Source organism: Enterococcus quebecensis (genome assembly GCF_001730365.1).
In the GTDB taxonomy this organism is placed as follows: Bacteria; Bacillota; Bacilli; order Lactobacillales; family Enterococcaceae; genus Enterococcus_L; species Enterococcus_L quebecensis.
Genome location: NZ_MIKB01000017.1, coordinates 58,931 through 77,094, shown reverse-complemented (window position 1 = coordinate 77,094; position 18,164 = coordinate 58,931). Strand labels below are relative to the sequence as shown.

Annotated in this window: 18 protein-coding genes; 2 read left to right on the top strand and 16 right to left on the bottom strand. The window is 37.1% G+C overall.

The genetic code is table 11. From position 1 onward, the window contains the following. Positions 1–71 precede the first annotated feature (71 nt). From carB to BCR23_RS12890, 11 genes are all read right to left on the bottom strand, one after another. Positions 72–3,254 carry a carbamoyl-phosphate synthase large subunit gene (gene carB / locus BCR23_RS12940; protein WP_069635910.1) on the bottom strand — a complete coding sequence of 1,061 codons (3,183 nt, stop codon included), beginning with the start codon at positions 3,252–3,254 and terminating at the stop codon, positions 72–74. After that, on the bottom strand, positions 3,254–4,333 hold the full coding sequence (locus BCR23_RS12935; protein WP_069635909.1) for a carbamoyl phosphate synthase small subunit: 1,080 nt from the start codon (positions 4,331–4,333) through the stop codon (positions 3,254–3,256). Before BCR23_RS12935 ends, carB begins: the two co-directional genes overlap by 1 nt. A 3-nt stretch (positions 4,334–4,336) precedes the next feature. After that, positions 4,337–5,620: a dihydroorotase gene (locus BCR23_RS12930; protein ID WP_069635990.1), complete on the bottom strand. Its 1,284-nt coding sequence runs from the start codon at positions 5,618–5,620 to the stop codon at positions 4,337–4,339. 9 nt (positions 5,621–5,629) lie between these two features. Next, positions 5,630–6,556 (bottom strand): aspartate carbamoyltransferase catalytic subunit, encoded by a 927-nt coding sequence (locus BCR23_RS12925; protein ID WP_069635908.1) that lies wholly within the window; start codon positions 6,554–6,556, stop codon positions 5,630–5,632. A 147-nt stretch (positions 6,557–6,703) separates the two neighbouring features. After that, positions 6,704–7,990 carry a solute carrier family 23 protein gene (locus BCR23_RS12920; RefSeq protein WP_069635907.1) on the bottom strand — a complete coding sequence of 429 codons (1,287 nt, stop codon included), beginning with the start codon at positions 7,988–7,990 and terminating at the stop codon, positions 6,704–6,706. Between the two features lie 34 nt (positions 7,991–8,024). After that, complete coding sequence (pyrR, locus tag BCR23_RS12915) at positions 8,025–8,582, bottom strand: bifunctional pyr operon transcriptional regulator/uracil phosphoribosyltransferase PyrR (protein ID WP_069635906.1); 558 nt, start codon at positions 8,580–8,582, stop codon at positions 8,025–8,027. A gap of 373 nt (positions 8,583–8,955) precedes the next feature. Then, a complete protein-coding gene (locus BCR23_RS12910; protein WP_069635905.1) occupies positions 8,956–9,861 on the bottom strand; it encodes an RluA family pseudouridine synthase in 906 nt (301 codons plus the stop codon). Beyond that, positions 9,848–10,324 carry a signal peptidase II gene (gene lspA, locus BCR23_RS12905; RefSeq protein WP_069635904.1) on the bottom strand — a complete coding sequence of 159 codons (477 nt, stop codon included), beginning with the start codon at positions 10,322–10,324 and terminating at the stop codon, positions 9,848–9,850. Before lspA ends, BCR23_RS12910 begins: the two co-directional genes overlap by 14 nt. 6 nt (positions 10,325–10,330) lie before the next feature. Beyond that, positions 10,331–11,032, bottom strand: coding sequence for a CBS domain-containing protein (locus tag BCR23_RS12900; RefSeq protein WP_069635903.1), 702 nt, complete (start codon positions 11,030–11,032; stop codon positions 10,331–10,333). Further along, positions 11,032–11,415, bottom strand: a complete 384-nt coding sequence (locus BCR23_RS12895; RefSeq protein WP_069635902.1) for a hypothetical protein — start codon at positions 11,413–11,415, stop codon at positions 11,032–11,034. The genes BCR23_RS12900 and BCR23_RS12895 overlap by 1 nt, the downstream gene beginning before the upstream one ends. Before the next feature lie 154 nt (positions 11,416–11,569). Next, entirely contained in the window at positions 11,570–13,240 is a 1,671-nt protein-coding gene (locus tag BCR23_RS12890; protein ID WP_069635901.1) for a formate--tetrahydrofolate ligase, read from the bottom strand. A gap of 182 nt (positions 13,241–13,422) precedes the next feature. On the opposite strand from BCR23_RS12890, the gene BCR23_RS12885 reads away from it, so the two are divergent. After that, positions 13,423–13,623 carry a cold-shock protein gene (locus BCR23_RS12885; RefSeq protein ID WP_069635900.1) on the top strand — a complete coding sequence of 67 codons (201 nt, stop codon included), beginning with the start codon at positions 13,423–13,425 and terminating at the stop codon, positions 13,621–13,623. Between the two features lie 123 nt (positions 13,624–13,746). On the opposite strand, the gene BCR23_RS12880 is transcribed toward BCR23_RS12885, so the two are convergent. After that, positions 13,747–14,190: an EbsA family protein gene (locus tag BCR23_RS12880; RefSeq protein WP_069635899.1), complete on the bottom strand. Its 444-nt coding sequence runs from the start codon at positions 14,188–14,190 to the stop codon at positions 13,747–13,749. Between the two features lie 83 nt (positions 14,191–14,273). On the opposite strand from BCR23_RS12880, the gene BCR23_RS12875 reads away from it, so the two are divergent. Continuing rightward, positions 14,274–14,669: a ribonuclease HI family protein gene (locus tag BCR23_RS12875; RefSeq protein WP_069635898.1), complete on the top strand. Its 396-nt coding sequence runs from the start codon at positions 14,274–14,276 to the stop codon at positions 14,667–14,669. Positions 14,670–14,696: 27 nt separating this feature from the next. Here the strand turns inward: BCR23_RS12875 and ybaK are convergent, their stop codons facing one another. The 4 genes from ybaK to BCR23_RS12855 form a co-directional block, all read right to left on the bottom strand. Further along, entirely contained in the window at positions 14,697–15,149 is a 453-nt protein-coding gene (gene ybaK, locus BCR23_RS12870) for a Cys-tRNA(Pro) deacylase (RefSeq protein WP_069635989.1), read from the bottom strand. A 137-nt stretch (positions 15,150–15,286) separates the two neighbouring features. Then, positions 15,287–16,042, bottom strand: a complete 756-nt coding sequence (gene aroD, locus BCR23_RS12865; protein WP_069635897.1) for a type I 3-dehydroquinate dehydratase — start codon at positions 16,040–16,042, stop codon at positions 15,287–15,289. A gap of 19 nt (positions 16,043–16,061) precedes the next feature. Further along, complete coding sequence (locus tag BCR23_RS12860; RefSeq protein WP_069635896.1) at positions 16,062–17,264, bottom strand: MFS transporter; 1,203 nt, start codon at positions 17,262–17,264, stop codon at positions 16,062–16,064. Positions 17,265–17,280: 16 nt separating this feature from the next. Next, positions 17,281–18,159: a shikimate dehydrogenase gene (locus tag BCR23_RS12855; protein ID WP_069635988.1), complete on the bottom strand. Its 879-nt coding sequence runs from the start codon at positions 18,157–18,159 to the stop codon at positions 17,281–17,283. Positions 18,160–18,164: the final 5 nt, after the last annotated feature.

Genomic DNA, 18,164 nt, shown 5'->3' with positions numbered 1-18,164 from the left:
ATTATAACTAAAGCTGAGAAAAAGCGGCTGTCTTTAAGAGCTCAACCTTTTTTCTCAATATTTAATGTATATTAAATTGCCTCAGTTGAAAATGCTCGAGACTCTAAAACTTTCAAAATTGCTTCTGCTGTATCTAATGAAGTAAATAGCGGCACGCCATGCTCCACTGCCTCTCGGCGAATCAAGAAGCCATCTTGATTCGTGTCTGATCGATCCTTATCCATTGTATTGACAACCACTTGTGCCTCACCTGTGCGGATCAAATCAAGAACTGTTTTGCCACCTTCATGATTTATTTTATCAACGGTTTTGACAAATAATCCATTCTCTTGCAAGAATTTTGCTGTCCCTTTTGTTGCAATCACACTATAACCGATCTCATTGAATCGTTTAGCTAAACCTAGTGCTTCTGCTTTTGTCTCGTCAGCTATCGTAAAGAGTACTGCACCAAAGCTTGGTAAATGTAGTCCTGATGCTTCAAAGGCTTTGTATAAAGCTTTTTCTAAGCTATAGTCAGAACCCATTACTTCTCCAGTAGATTTCATTTCTGGGCCTAAGTAAGTATCGACTTTTTGTAGTTTAGTGAAAGAAAATACTGGCGCTTTAATGTGTACTTGTTTACTTTCAGGATATAGACCGTCTTTATAACCTAGTTGATTTAATTTTTCACCAAGAATTGCTTTTGTAGCAATCTGAGCCATGGGAATACCAGTAATTTTACTTAAAAATGGTACCGTTCGGCTTGCTCGGGGATTCACTTCGATCACATAAACTTTTTCTTCATGTATAACAAACTGGATATTCATCATGCCGATACAGTTTAATCCAAGCGCTAATTTTTTTGTATAATCAGCAATTGTCTTTTGTATATCTTCTGATAAAGTTTGCGGCGGATAAACAGCCATTGAGTCTCCTGAATGGACACCAGCTCGTTCGATATGTTCCATAATCCCGGGAATTAATACGGTTTCTCCATCACAAATGGCATCCACTTCGCATTCTTTTCCTATTAAATAGCTATCAACTAGCACTGGATGTTCTGGAGAAGCTTTCACTGCGTTAGTCATGTAATCTTCTAAGTCTTTTTGATTCTCTACAATTTCCATTGCTCTTCCGCCAAGTACATAGCTTGGACGTACCAAGACTGGGTAACCAATTTTATTCGCTACAGCCACCGCTTCTGCTGGACTTGTTGCAGTATCTCCAGGTGGTTGAGGAATATCTAGTTCTTGCAATGCTTGTTCAAATAAATCACGATTTTCAGCTCGATCTAGATCTTCAATTGATGTACCAAGGATTTTAACCCCTTGTTTTACCAAAGGTTCAGCTAAGTTGATTGCAGTTTGACCGCCAAATTGAACGATCACACCTATCGGCTGCTCCAATTCGATCACATTCATGACATCTTCCAACGTCAATGGTTCAAAATAAAGTTTATCTGAGATCGAGAAATCTGTTGACACTGTTTCGGGATTGCTATTCATGATAATAGCTTCAAAACCAGCTGCTTGAATTGCTTTAACAGAGTGAACCGTAGCATAATCGAACTCCACGCCTTGACCAATGCGAATCGGTCCTGAACCTAGAACTAAGACTGATGGTTTTTCAGAACGAATACTTTCGTTTTCGAATTCATATGTGCTGTAAAAATAAGGTGTTTGAGATTCGAATTCAGCTGCACAGGTATCCACCATTTTGTATACAGGAAGAATTTTTTGTTCATGACGATATTCTGTCACTTCTTGTTCGCTTATCTGCCATAACTCAGCAATTTTTCGATCAGTAAAGCCGTTTTGTTTTGCTTCTTTTAAAAGCTCAATGTTTTTACTATTTTCTTTCAAACCATTTTCCAATTCAACGATATGAAGTAATTTATCTAAGAAGAATAAATCGATTTTTGTCAACATTGCCAGCTCTTCGATTGAGTAACCTCGACGAATCGCTTCGGATAGATAGAAAAGACGATCATCTTGGGCTTTCACGATTTTTTCTGTCAATTCTTCATCACTAACATCCTGTATTTCTTTTAATTCATTATGGTAAGTACCGATTTCAAGTGAACGAACAGCTTTTAATAATGATTCCTCAATATTTCTGCCAATGGCCATGACTTCTCCTGTTGCTTTCATTTGAGTGCCTAAACGGCGATCGCCCTTTTCAAACTTGTCAAAAGGCCAACGAGGAATTTTTGCAACCACATAATCTAAAGCAGGCTCAAACTCAGCATACGTCGTTTCTGTCACAGGATTTTTCATTTCATCCAATGTTAATCCCACCGCAATTTTTGCAGCTAATTTAGCGATTGGATATCCCGTTGCTTTACTAGCAAGTGCTGATGAGCGTGAAACACGAGGGTTTACTTCAATCACATAATAGTTGAAACTATCAGGATCCAGAGCTAGTTGAACGTTACAGCCACCTTCTATTTTCAATGCTCGAATTATTTTTAGTGATGCATCACGAAGCATTTGATATTCATGATCAGATAATGTCTGACTTGGTGCAAAAACAATTGAATCACCGGTATGAATGCCTACTGGATCGAAATTTTCCATATTACAGACAACAATCGCATTGTCTGCAGAATCCCGCATCACTTCATATTCGATCTCTTTAAAGCCAGCAATGCTTTTTTCAATCAAACACTGGGTTACTGGCGATAATTTCAAACCGTTTTCAGCAATGAGCCGCAGTTCATCTTCATTATCACACATCCCCCCACCCGTTCCACCTAAGGTAAATGCTGGGCGAACAATGATCGGGTAGCCAATTGTATTCGCAAATTTTACTGCTTGTTCTACAGTATTGACAATCTCACTTTCTGGAATTGGCTGATCTAAATCTTCCATCAGTTGTTTAAATAAATCACGATCTTCTGCTTGATCGATGGCACTCAATTTGGTTCCTAATAATTCGACATTTAGTTCATCTAGAACGCCAGATGCAGCAAGCTCCATCGCCATATTCAGTCCTGTTTGACCACCAAGCGTTGGAAGTAAGGCATCCGGACGTTCTTTTCTTAAAATACGAGAAACAAATTCAAGTGTAATTGGTTCTATGTACACTTGATCTGCGATTTCTTTATCAGTCATAATCGTAGCTGGGTTTGAGTTTACTAAAACGACTTCATAGCCTTCTTCCCTTAGAGCAAGACACGCCTGTGTTCCAGCGTAATCAAATTCTGCGGCTTGACCAATAATAATTGGTCCTGAACCGATGACCATGATTTTTTTAATATCTGTTCTTTTTGGCATTAGTCCTGCTCCTTCCATGCATCCATTAGTTCCATAAATTCATCGAATAAGTGCAATCCGTCATGAGGGCCTGGCGCCGCATCAGGATGGTATTGAACGGTAAAGGCTGGGTATTGACGATGCCTAATCCCTTCAACTGATCCATCATTTACTTCTATATGTGTCACCATTAATTTTTCAGGATCAACCGTTGCGTCATCAACTGCAAATCCATGATTTTGTGAAGTAAAATCAATTCTTCCTGTAGCTATCTCTCGAACCGGATGATTTAGACCACGGTGACCGAATTTCATTTTGTAAGTGTCCGCTCCATTTGCTAGTGCAAATAATTGATGACCTAAACAGATTCCGAAAATCGGTACTTTCCCTTGAATTCCTTGAATCATTTGAATAGCTTCTGGAACATCTTTGGGGTCACCAGGTCCATTTGTCAGCATAACTCCGTCAGGTGAAAGCTCTAAAATGGTTTCAGCATCTGTGTTATAAGGGAGAACGGTTAGATTACAGTGACGTTTTGACAATTCTCGTAAAATACTATGTTTCAAGCCAAAATCAACCACTACAACATTACGTCCAGTTCCCGGACTTGGGTAAGGTTTAGTTGTTGAAACTTGAGCAACTTGATTTTGAGGCAATACTGTTGCTTTCAACTGATCAAAGGCATGAGTCAAATCATCCCCTTCATCAATGAACCCGCCTTTCATCGTCCCTACAGAACGAAGCTTTCTTGTTAATGCGCGAGTATCAATTCCAGAAATCCCTGGAATCCCTTTTCGTTTCAGAAATTCATCTAGCGTCATTTGAGCACGCCAATTTGATGCAAGGCGTGCATGTTCCTTAACAATCACGCCTTTACAAGTAGGAGATATAGATTCATAGTCATCACGATTGATACCATAATTACCAACCATCGGATAAGTAAATGTAATGATTTGACCGTTAAAACTTTGGTCAGTGATCGTTTCTTGATAACCGGTCATGCTTGTTGTGAATACAACTTCACCAACAACATCACATGCTGCGCCAAATGCTTTTCCTTCAAAAACGGTTCCGTCTTCTAGTATCAATAATCGCTTCAAATTCTATGCATCTCCTTTAGACCAAGCTGAATGTCCATCAACAAAAGTCATTAGTGTATTTCCTTTAACTTTCCAACCAACAAACGGTGTGTTAACACCTAGTGATTCAAAATCCTTGTCGTTAATTGCCTCTTCCGTTGATAAATCAAAAACTGCAAGATCTGCTGGACTGCCGATTGTCAAAGTCCCAGCATCTAAACCGAAAATTTCTGCTGGTTTCGTTGCCATCCAGTCAATAACTTGTTCAAGAGTAAATCTTCCTGTTTCAACAAAGTTTGTATAAATCAATTGGAAGGCTGTTTCACTCCCAACAATTCCAAAGGGGGCTTTTAAGAATGTTTGATTTTTTTCTTCTAAACCATGTGGTGCATGGTCAGTTGCGATACAATCAATCGTTCCATCTAACAATCCTTCGATCAGCGCATCACGATCTTCAGTTGCTCGCAATGGCGGATTCATTTTCCAAAAGCCATTATCTTCTGGGATATTTTCATCAATAAGAATTAAATGATGAGGAGCAACTTCTGCTGTTACATGAATGCCTGCTCGTTTAGCATCACGAATTACACGAACACTTTCTTTTGTAGAGACGTGACAGACATGGTAGTGAACTCCTGTTTCTCCAGCTAAGACAACATCTCGAGCAATTTGTGACGCTTCCGTAGAGCTTAAAATCCCCGGCAAGCCTAATTTCTTAGAAATCTCCCCTTCATGCATCACACCATCGAACAACAAGGACTCATCTTCAGTATGAGCAACAATCGCCATTCCTAATGAAGCTGCTTCTTTCATGGCAAGATACATCGTTCCAGCAGTTTGTACACCTACACCGTCATTAGTAAAAGCAAATGCTCCAACTTCTTTTAAAGCTTTTTGATCGGTTAAGGTTTCACTACGAAGTTCTTCGGTGATTGGCGCATACTGTAGAACTTTTACTACAGCATTTTTTTGAATGATCTCGTAAACTTCTTTTAGTTTTTCAGCGGTATCTGGTACCGGATTTAAATTAGGCATGGCACAAACCGTTGTATATCCACCTCTAGCAGCCGATTTACTACCAGTTTCGATTGTTTCTTTATAGGTGAAACCCGGTTCTCTCAAATGAACATGAACATCCACTAATCCTGGTGTGATCAACTGACCTTTTGCATCGTACACTTTTTCAAAGTTGCTTTCGTCAAAAAATTCACCAATTGCTCTAATCTTGCCATCTTCAATCCAAATTTCTGCTGGAATCAGTTGATTGTCTTTTTTAATGATTTTTCCATTTTTGATAAGTGTTTTCATTTTGCTCACCTATGCCTTTCCTTGTAGTACTGCTTCTAAAATAGCCATTCTCATGTAAACACCATTACTCATTTGCTGGATAATACGTGACTGGATTCCCTCTACAAGAGGATCCGCTAACTCAACATCACGATTGATTGGTGCTGGATGCATGATAATTGCGTGTTTTTGCAATCGTTTTGCTCTCTCTACTGTTAAACCATAGTTTTGATGATATTCTTCTTTTGAAAAGATTTCTGATCCATCATGACGTTCATGCTGCACTCGCAGCATCATCATTACGTCTACGGTTTCCACTACTTCATCTAGTGGCATATAATGTCCGTAAGCTTCAAACTGCTTGTCATACCATTCTTCTGGTCCAGAGAAAAAGATCGTTGCACCAAGACGTTTGAGCATTTGCATATTTGATTTTGCTACTCTGGAATGAGTAATATCCCCAACAATTGCTACTTTCAATCCTTCAAAATTATCAAATTCTTCATATATCGTCATTAAATCTAAAAGACATTGCGTTGGATGTTGTCCGCTGCCATCGCCTCCATTAATGATGGCACATTGAATTGTTTTACTTTGGATTAGTTCATCATAATAATTTTCTTCTCCATGACGAATGACTGCCACATCTACTCCGATTGCCGACATTGTCAGCACTGTATCATACAGTGTTTCACCTTTTTTGACTGAACTCATACTTTCTTCGAACTCAATCACTTCAATTCCCAGTTTTTTCTCAGCAACGTCAAAGCTTTTGTGAGTTCGAGTACTGTTTTCAAAGAACAAGTTTGTCGCAAAATATTGTTTTTTTGCTGGCTGCCAAGTTGCACCTTGTTTAAATTCTTGTGCGCGATGGATCAGCCCCATGACCTCTTGATCACTTAATGCTTCTACGGTTAAAAGATGTTTTAAACTGATACGTTCAGATGTGATGATCATGCATTCATTCCTCCTTATATAAGTAACAACGTTCCGCTTCGCTACACCTTGTAGTTTTCAACATCCGTTCACTTCACTTTGTTTCAAAGTAAAAAGTGTCTTAGGCTTGCTTGCGAAGCTAGAGAACATAAAAGCTAACTCTTAAATCTAGACAGATTCTTCTTCACTACGTGCCGTTTCAGGTAAAATTAAATTCAGAATAATTCCTAAAACTGTGGCTAATGCCATAGATGACAATTCAAATGTATCTAGCTTAAAGACTAATCCGCCGATACCAATAACTAAGATCACAGAGGCAATCAGTAAATTCTTTTTCTTATCAAAGTTGATTTGATTATCAATCAATATTTTCAATCCACTCGCTGCGATTACTCCGAATAAAACAAAGCTGATACCAGAAATTACTGGTCCAGGAACGCTTAAGATTACTGCGCTTAGTTTTCCGACAAAGCCAAGACCCACAGCGAAAACTGCCGCTCCTCCAATAACAAAGACACTGTGCACTCTTGTAATTGCTAACACTCCGATATTTTCTCCATAGCTCGTGACAGGAGGTCCGCCCACAAGTCCCGCGACGATTTGAGCGGCTCCATCCCCCATCAATGTTTTTGATAGTCCAGGATCTTTAAAGAAATTTCGTTTTGTTAATTTATTCAAAACCATTAAGTGTCCAATGTGTTCTGTCATTGTGACAAACGCAATCGGCGCCATTGTTGTAATTGCGTTTAGATATAGTTTCGGTTGATATTGAACAAAGGGAATTTCAAAATTTGGTACTGTAAACCATGCCGCTTGTTTGATCGGCTCCGTATCAACAATTCCGAATAACAACGCCACCAAGTAGCCACTGACAATTCCTAACAAGATAGGAATCAAACCTAGAAACCCTTTGAAAAACATATTATAAAAAATCGTTAGGCCTAAAGTGATTAATGCAACAGCGATAAATTTAAAATCATACTCGCCGTTATTAAACATGGCATTATTTGAAGCATTTGCTGCAAGACCTAGACCGATGACCATTACTACCGGTCCTACAACGATCGGCGGTAAAAGTTTGTCTAGCCACGCTGAACCAATTTTACTAACAATGAGGGAAACAATCAGGTAAACCAAACCCGTTGTGATTGCCCCTTGAGCGATAGCAGGATAGCCATCACTTTTCATCAACATCTGCATAGCTGCAATAAAAGCGAAGCTGCTTCCTAAATATGCTGGAATTTTCCCTTTTGTGATAAATAGGTAAACTATCGTGCCTAATCCAGAACTGACCAAAGCGATTCCCGGATCAATCCCTACTAATATTGGAACGATAACCGTTGCGCCAAACATCGTGAATAAATGCTGTAAGCTTAATCCGATCCAAGGTACTGCCTTTGGTTTATCATTTATATCCAGTACTGCCTCATCATTACGAAACTTTTTTTCTGCCATCTCAACCTATCCTATCTCTACTATATTTATTTGTCTATTCTTCTGTACTAGCAATCAAGATGCGATCAGCACCATCTTTTTCTTCTACTTCTACAATGATTTCCTCTGCCATCGATGTTGGAATATTTTTGCCAACATAGTCAGCTCTAATTGGAAGTTCACGATGTCCTCTATCTACTAAAACAGCTAATGAAATTTTTCTAGGTCGACCAAGATCCATCACTGCATCCATTGCAGCTCGAATCGTTCGTCCTGTAAACAGTACATCATCAATCAAAATAACTTCTTTTCCTTCTATAGAAACTGGAATATCCGATGAATGAAGTTCCGGTTCTTCTAGGGATCTTTTTTTCATAGATTGACCATCCATATCATCTCGATATAATGTGATATCTAACTCACCTACTGGTACTTCAATATGTTCTAATTGATTTAAACGCTCTGCAATCCGTCGTGCGATATAGATTCCACGGGTTTTAATTCCTACTAATACAATGTCTTGGATTCCTTTGTTTCTTTCAATAATTTCATAGGTGATTCTTGTTAGTGCTCGTTTCATTGTCACTGCGTCAACGACTTCTTTGCCTTGCATTTTTTTCCTCCTAAAAATGTGATTTTATTTTTTGATTGCCTTGTGAGCTTCCTGTTTCAGCGTATAAGACGGTACGCTTGCTCTTTTGGTGTTCCCGCTAGTAAGATAACTTCTCCCACTTCGTTCACCTTGTACTTTTCAACATCAGCTAACTCTTTCGCTGTATATCAAAGCAAAAATCCTCCTACCCGTGTTCGGATAGGAGGATTGAATTTATCTATACAAAGATACTATTCGTTTCACACAGATTTTCTCTAAGCGCACCTAGATATTATTCTGCATGTTTCCTTCTTAGCCTCACGGGACTACTCTTAAAGGATTACTTTATTTAATTTTCTTTCTCAAATCAGTGTACCTTTTCTTCTGAAATAAATCAATCATTATTTCTTAATTGGTCTAAAGTTTTTTCAAAAAGGTCAGGTAAAGGTGCTTCAAATACCATCATTTGACCAGTTGTGGGGTGTTTGAAACCTAGCATTTCAGCATGTAGAAATTGACCCTTCCCTTTTAAGGTTTTTCTTGGTCCATACAATGGATCACCTGCTACTGGAAAGCCAATATACTTCATGTGTACCCGAATTTGATGTGTACGTCCTGTTTCTAGTTGTAATTGCACTAAAGTGAAATCATCAAATCTTTCCAAGACTTCAAAATGAGTCACTGCAGGTTTTCCACCTTCGATTACGGCTTGCATTTTCCGATCATTTTTTGAACGCCCAATCGGTGCATTGATTTCACCTTTGTCATGAGATATTTCTCCATGAACTAAGGCAATGTATTTTCTAAGTGATGTTTTATCTTTCAATTGTTCTGCTAATGCAATATGAGCTTTATCATTTTTAGCTACCATCAATAAACCCGAAGTATCTTTATCGATACGGTGAACAATCCCTGGACGAATAATCCCATTAATTGAGGATAAGTCTTTTATATGATACAACAATGCATTGACTAATGTACCATCTTGGTGTCCTGCTGATGGATGAACGACCATACCTTGTGGTTTGTTAATAACAAGTACGTCGTCGTCTTCATAAACAATTTCAATAGGAATGTTTTCCGCTTGAACATCAAGTTCCTCTGGTTCTGGAACATTAATGCTAATTTCGTCATTTTCTTTTACTTTATAGTTAGAACGAGTCACTTCACCATTAACAGTTACATTCTGGTCTTTTAACCATTGCTGAATTTGCGAACGCGAATGATCTTTTAACAAGTCGCTTAAAACTTTGTCAATCCGTCCTTTTTCTTGTTTTATTATTACATTAATTTGTTCCATTTTTCCCATCCTTCGCTGCTTTTTCTTCCAAAAGCAAATAAATAAATATACATGCTACACCTATAACTAGTACTGAGTCAGCAACATTGAATATAGGAAAGTTAATAAATTCTGTTTGGAACATATCAACAACAAAACCTAGACGTAAACGATCAATAAAATTTCCGATCGCTCCTGCTAAAACTAAACTCAAACCAACGGTAAGCCATTTGCTTCCATTAATATTTTTAACTAAGATATATAAAACTACAGCTACCACGATTACCGTAATAATATAAAAGAACCACATTTTGCCTTCTAGAAGGCTCCACGCAGCCCCAGTATTACGAATATAGGTAAATGATAAAAATCCGGGGATAAATTCTTTGGTTTCTCCTAATTGGATATTAGTTACCGTTAAATATTTTACCCACTGATCTAAACCAACCAATACGGCACTGATAATAAGATAAACTGCTAACAATGGCTTTCATTCCTTCTCTAAATTATTGTATAGATCTCTTGGTCGAATAATGCCCAGTAAACTGCCATTGGGGTTACCATCCTTGGTTATCAATATGGCCTCTAGTTTTATTTGGGTCACAAACATTCTTTCTACTTGATAAACAGTCGTCTCTTTACTAACAAATTGATAGTTACTCTCTTTGTAGTTACTGACTAAAAGCTCCGAAGCTGTTCTTCCTTCTAGATGAATGTCTCCTTTAGAACTTTCAACAGCTAACCAAATGCCTAAACCACGAACAGTAATCAGACCTCTAAAGATACCATGCTCGTAAATTGGAAATTGAGAGTATTGTTTACGAGCAACGATTGCTAGAATTTCTTTAATTGAAATATTTACATCAAATCCAGTTACTTTCTTTGAAAAACGAGGCAAAACTTTTTCAGGTCGAATTAAAGATTCTTCAATTTCCTCAATGCGTTTGACTGCCCACTCGTTTGGTTCTGCTATCACAAAATCCGCTGAAATTCGTTCATGCACGATTGCATTTCTTAATTGAGCCATTTGTAGTAAATCATCTTGAAACATCAAGACCTGACTTTCGTTTTTTCTAGCCAACCGACGAACCATTTCGCTAAATCCCATATTTGTTGGATTATTTAATTGTTCACGAAACCATTTTTCAATTCGGTTAAAACTACTCAAAAATTCTTCAGCTCTTTCCCCCATTACATCTTCTCCTTGATGATATAAGCTTTATTTAACATAGAAAATAAAAAAACAAAATAGAGCACTAGCAATATCAAAATCCCTAAGATATTCAAATGCAGGAGTGGAATTAGAAACATTCCAACAAAAAGTATAACATAAATCAACATCAGCATAGGATTCATCATTACCACTAAATCAATCGTCTGGCCGTTATCATTCACGGTCAGCGGTGTACTCTTCAAAAGAAAAAAATTGGCTTGTAATGTACAATGTTTGTCATTTAACTCAATTTGTTTCGTTTCATTTTGATTTAAACAAAACAATTTTTTACCATCTTTTTTGATCTCGATCGGACTGCCCATCCCATAAAATCCGGTATTTCTAGTACAACGAATATTCATGTTGATTCCTCCTCGAGCTTTAATATAAAGTATATAACAAAAAACCTCAGACTGAAAGAAAGAAGTTGATTTAAACGAAAATAAACTGCATTAAATGACAAAAAAACAAGAGTCTCAAAACTAAACTCTTGTTTTTTTAGATACATACCTTTTATTAAAATAAACCAATCGCATGACCATCTTTGTCTACATCCATATTCAATGCAGCTGGTTTTTTAGGCAAACCTGGCATAGTCATAACATCGCCAGTTAAAGCGACTATAAATCCTGCACCAATTTTAGGTACTAGCTCTCGAATCGTAATCGTAAACCCTTTTGGACATCCTAATTTTTGCGGATCATCCGATAAGGAATATTGCGTTTTAGCCATACAAACAGGCAAACGATCCCAACCATATTTTTCAAAAGTAGCTAGTTGATTTTTGGCTTTCTTTGAAAAAGTGACATTGCTGCCACCATATATTTTAGTTACTATGGCATTGATTTTATCTTCAAGATTCATCCCCATTTGATAAATAGTTTGGAATTCTGATGATTGCTCTTCAATCACTTGGATAACTCGTTTAGCTAAAGCAATACCTCCTTCAGCTCCTTTTTCCCAAACACTCGTCAATTCAACTGGAACATCAATTGTTTTACATAAATCGAGTAAAGCTAAAATTTCATTTTCAGTATCGTCCACAAATTCATTGATGGCAACAACTACAGGTAAACCATAACTTTTCATATTTTCAACGTGCTTTTCTAAATTATCAAATCCTTTGACCAGCGCAGGAATGTTCTCTTCCTTTAGCGCTGTCTTTTCTACGCCACCATGCATTTTGAGTGCCCGAATCGTTGCTACGATCACTACCGCATCAGGTGCTTTCTTCAAATTGGGAACTTTGATATCTAAAAATTTTTCTGCTCCTAGATCAGCACCAAATCCAGCTTCCGTCACAACATAGTCCCCAAGCTTCAAAGCTGTCTTTGTAGCTAAAATACTATTACAACCATGAGCAATATTTGCAAATGGACCGCCATGAACTAATGCAGCAGTTCCATATATTGTCTGAACCAAGTTGGGTTTGATTGCTTCTTTCAATAATAAAGTCAGTGCTCCTTGGACACCTAGATCACTCACTGTCACAGGCTCACGATCAAATGTATAGCCAATAACGATGTTTCCTAAACGAAACTTTAAATCCTCTAAATCAGAAGCTAAACATAATATTGCCATGATTTCACTAGCAACGGTGATATCGAAACCGTCCTCACGAGGTACCCCTTGAATTGGACCACCCAATCCGACGATTACTTGACGCAATTCACGATCATTCAAGTCCACTACACGCTTCCATATTACCCGTCTAGCATCAATGTTCAATTCATTTCCCTGTTGAATATGATTATCAAGTAAAGCTGAAAGAGCATTATTCGCAGTCGTAATAGCATGCATATCTCCAGTAAAATGCAGATTAATGTCTTCCATCGGCAAAACTTGCGCATAACCTCCTCCAGTAGCACCACCTTTAATTCCCATCACAGGGCCTAATGAAGGTTCCCGTAAAGCTATGACTGTCTTTTTGCCAATATGATTCAATGCGTCCCCTAATCCAATTGTGACTGTTGATTTTCCTTCGCCAGCTGGTGTTGGATTGATAGAGGTGACTAAAATTAAATTTCCTTCTTCTTTTCCTGCCAAATTCTGAATCGTTGAAAAATCAATTTTGGCTTTGTATTTTCCAAATAATTCTAGATCATCTTCCGTTAACTCGATTGACTCTGCCACTTTTTTAATAGGTAATAAGTCCACCTCTTGCGAAATTTCAATATCTGTCTTCATGAAAAACCTCTTTTCCCGAACTCTTTTTATTTTTTTTCACACTTTGTTAAGTTATTGCTTATTATAACCTTTATTAATATGCTTTTCCATCATAAAAAACACTTTTTTCCAAAAGTTTGACGGGTACCTTTTTACACTTTATAATGATGCTAGACTTCATAAAATAAAGGAGCGTGATTTGAATGGAAAAAGGTTTTGTCAAATGGTTCGATAATAGAAAAGGCTATGGTTTTATTGCTTACAATGAAGATGAGGAAATCTTTGTTCATTTCACAGCAATCGAAGAAGATGGCTTTAAGTCATTGGAAGAAAATCAAGCAGTAGAGTTTCAAGTAATGGAAGGTACACGCGGTTTACAAGCCGCTCATGTGAAAAAAATATAGAAAAAAGAGCGTAAAACAAAACTAAAAATAAGTTTTGTTTTACGCTCTAAATATAAATAAACAGTGAGAAAAAGCAACTTTCTCTTATTTCTCTAAGCTAGACACTTTTGTCCGCCCTCTTTTTTAATAATGTCTGCCGATTTTCAGCTCTGGATCATCTACAATTTTTCCTGTAAACAATTTCTGCTTTTTAATCGATTCTATAAATGCCATTTTGTTTTTTTTGGTCATAATAAATAATTGTGTGTCGCCTCTTAACTCTGTCGATGTTAATTCAATACAATTAGATCCGATTCGGATCAATTCGATTGTGGCTAACGTTATTTTTTTTCGTCTAACTGGCAATAATGTGTGCACAATTAAAGATTCATTTTCAATGATAAAATAACGATTAAATCCTAATACAGCAAATAAAAAGAAAATGCCTAACACAATATTACTAGTCATATAAGGACGAGTGTGTTCCAATGTTAAAATCAAACTTAAAAATAAAATGCCAAATGTACAAGACCAATAAATTATCGCTGTTGATAATTCTGGTTGCCAATGATAGACTCTTTTCTTCATGTAGCGACCCCTTAATAAAAATTCAGTATGTTATAATAATAACATACTTCAACTTTGAACGAAAAGACAATAAGGAGATATTTATGTTACGAATATATGTCGATGCTGCAACAAAAGGAAATCCTGGCCCAAGTGGCGGTGGTATCGTTATTGTGGGGGATTCTCTTCACGAACAATTGCATGTACCACTTGGTGAATGTTCTAATCACGAGGCAGAATTTAAAGTTTTTATTAACGCTCTTCAATTAGTGATTGAAAAAAACTTAAATGCGCAGTCGGTTCTAATTCATTCTGATAGTAAAATCGTTGTTCAAACGATTGAAAAAAGACATGCCAAAAATCCTTTATTCCAGCCCTACTTGCACACCTTTCAACAACTAGAAAGCCACTTCCCATTGTTATTAGTAAAATGGCTTCCTGAGAGTCAAAATAAAGGTGCCGATTCTTTAGCAAGACAAGCATTAAGAAAATATCAGTAATAACTGTTCCTAGGGTGTTTTGGAGTCTTACATTGTCAAACTCACCATTTTACCATTTGTTACTTGCAAAATTGATGCAGACGGTAATTCGATCTGCATCCCTCGTTTACCAGCTGAGATTATGATGGTATCATAATCATTTGCCTCTTCCGCAAGGTATGTTGGGAATAATTTTTTCATTCCAATCGGTGAACACCCACCTCTAATATAGCCTGTTGTTTCTTCTAGATCCTTCAAATGAAGCATTTCAACTTTTTTATTGCCGCTTGCACTAGCTAATTTTTTTAAATCTAACTCCTTATTCCCAGGAATAACAGCAACAACAGGTCCAGTTTTGTTACCAATAGTTACTAATGTCTTAAAAATTTTCCCATCTTCGATTCCTAACTTTCCCGCTACACTATCTGCACTCAAATGGTCTTCACTCCATTCAAACTCATACTCTGTATAAGGAATTTTTTGTTGTTCGACTATACGCATGGCATTTGTTTTTTGTATTTTCTTTTTCTTACTCAATTTCACTCACCTCGCATTTAAGTTTAACAAAGAAATCAATGGATGCAAGAAAATAGGCTAGTTAAAAACGAGTTTTCTCCTTTCTAACTAGTCCTATTTATTTATAACGCTAACGTTTTAAGAATTTCTCGTAATTCTTCTACTGGCACTTGTCCTGGTGCTGAAGCCTTTTTGGCTGCGCCAAAGGTCATCGCTGAACCAAAAACTTCTCCACACATTCGGCTAACCATTCCCAATTGTCCCATTGACATTGTAACGATTGGCCTGTTTGCATGTATTGATTTCATTTCATTAGTTGCTTCTAAAAGGGTCAACACATCATCTGAAGATTGTGGCATAACAGCAATTTTGCAGATATCTGCATTTTTTTCTTGCATGCTGCATAATCTAGAAACAATTTCTGCTTTATCAGGCGTTTTGTCAAAATCATGATTACACATAACTATTTTGATCCCTTTTTCATGAGCTAAGTTGATTGTCCGTTGAACAAGTTTTCCATCCATGAACAATTCAACGTCTAATAAATCAATGACTCCACTTTTGATAACTGTTTCATATAAACAAAAGTACTGTTCATCTGAAAACGGTATTTCTCCACCTTCTTGTTTAGTGCGAAACGTAAAAAGTAATGGCTTGTCAGATAAGATTTCAGCGATTTTTTTTGACATTTCAGCAACTTCTTGAAAATCCTGAACTTGATTAAAAAAATCTACACGCCATTCAACAAGATCACAATCAATTGTCAACAAATGTTTTGCTTCTGCGACTAATTCTACTTCATTTTTCCCTACAAGAGGGACAATAATTTTAGGACTCCCACTTCCCAGGGTCACACCTTTAACTGTAATTGTATTCATTTTTTTAATCTTCCTTACTTTATTTTGACGTATCGATTGTTTGACGATAGCGAATAAAAATAATAACTGCTAACACAAAACCAATCCCTGCAATGATCGTATCAAATAACATAATACCACGTACATTTGTTTTTGCAATTTGAGCTGCTGCTACTGGAATAACGAATGAGGCGATGCTCCCAAAAGTATAATAAATACCAGTGATCGTTCCTTTTCCAGCTGGGAACATTTCACCCATAACAGTTAATCCCAATTGTAACACGCCACCTGCTGCAAAGAAACCGACCAACGCCGCTCCAATCATGCAAACAAGTGGTGTTGGGAATAACCACATAATGGCGATTGTAACAAAAGAAACTAAGGTATAAATTACTACTAGATACACTGAACGAACTCTAGATGCCATAATTGCTGTAAATGCGACACATAATAATGAGCCAATTGAATAATAAGACACCAAAACACCAGCATCTGTTTGAGACATACCAGCTACTTTTTCACCATATGTTCCGATAAATTGGCTGATTAAATAGAATGTTGCTTGTGCGATAAAACCATACATAACAAAAGCTACACCCTCAATGGCCATTTTAGGTTTTGACTTAAATAAAACAGTTGGCGCTTCTTCCGCCACTTCCTCTACCTTTTCTGCTTGTTTTGCATCTGCATCTGGGAAAGGTTGTTTCCACAAGTAAATGGCATTTATGCCAAGTAAAATCGCTGCAATCATAAACGACCAACCAAACCATAACTGATTAGAAACTAAGAATTTAATAATCAGAGGTAACGCAAATTGCCCCCCTTGAATAAATGCTTTTAATAAAACAGTCGCTGTTCCCGCTGTTTTAGGAAATGATTCCATCAGCGCTGGATAGGTTCCTGAATCAAGAAATGAATTAGAAATTCCTGCAATTACTGCAAAAAACATCGCTAACTCAACACTAGGGCTATAAAGTATACCAAAGAAATAAGCTGCATAGGTTACCATCCCTAAATAAATGAACGGCTTACGTCCAAATTTATCAGACAGTCTTCCTGAAATCATGATAGCAATCAAACGTCCAATCCCTAACATTGAAATTACTTTAGCAATCCCCATCAAATCTGTGTCCCATTGTGCCATCAACGAATTTTGGTTTTGCGAAATAATGATAACGCCCATACCGTGTACAATGTAATTGATATATAGACCAATGGCGGTCGGTGTGTATTTATTTTTCATCATCTTCTCCTAACTGTTAGTCCTTAAATAATAATTCTTGAATATAACTAACTGGCATCTCTTCACCCGTAAAGTGTTTAAAAGCTTCAGCTCCTTGATAAAGCATCATGCCTAGTCCATTGATTGTTTTTTTCGCTCCATTTGCGCGGGCAAATTTTAATAACTTTGTTTCTTTTGGAATATAAACAACATCGAAAACAACCAAATCTGAATGAATAACTTCTGGATCATTAATTAAACTTTCCTCTTGTAATGGTTTCATTCCAACACCAGTGCCGTCAATATAAATACTACTTTCACTGATTGATTTTTTGAATGCTGCTTGCTCTGATAAATCTGTAAGAGTTGCGATGCACTTTGTATTTTCGTTGATTTTTTTCACAGTTTCCTCTGCAGTTTTATAATGCTGATCATTAATATTAAATATTCGTAATTCCTTAACACCATCCAACGCTGCTTGTATTGCGATAGCTGTTCCCGCACCTCCTGCACCAGTCATCGTTACAATTTGATCTTTTACTTCTACCCCCTCTTCTTTTAAAGCACGCATAGCTCCAGTACCGTCAGTGATATGTCCAACTAAATGCCCTTTTCCATCTTTATTTGTCACTGTATTCACGGCTCCAACTAACTTTGCAGCTGGTGATAACTCATCTAAATAAGGAATAATCGCTTGTTTATTAGGCATAGAAACATTCGAACCACGAATCCCTAAAGCTCGGATACCTTGAACCGCATCTTTTAATTCTTCATTGCCTACTTCAAATGCCATATAAGCATAATCTAAACCTAACTTAGCAAATGCTTCATTGTGCATCGTTGGTGATAAACTGTGACGAATCGGTGTTGCAATCAAACTGATCAATAATGTGTGTCCATCAATTCTTTCTGTCATTTCAA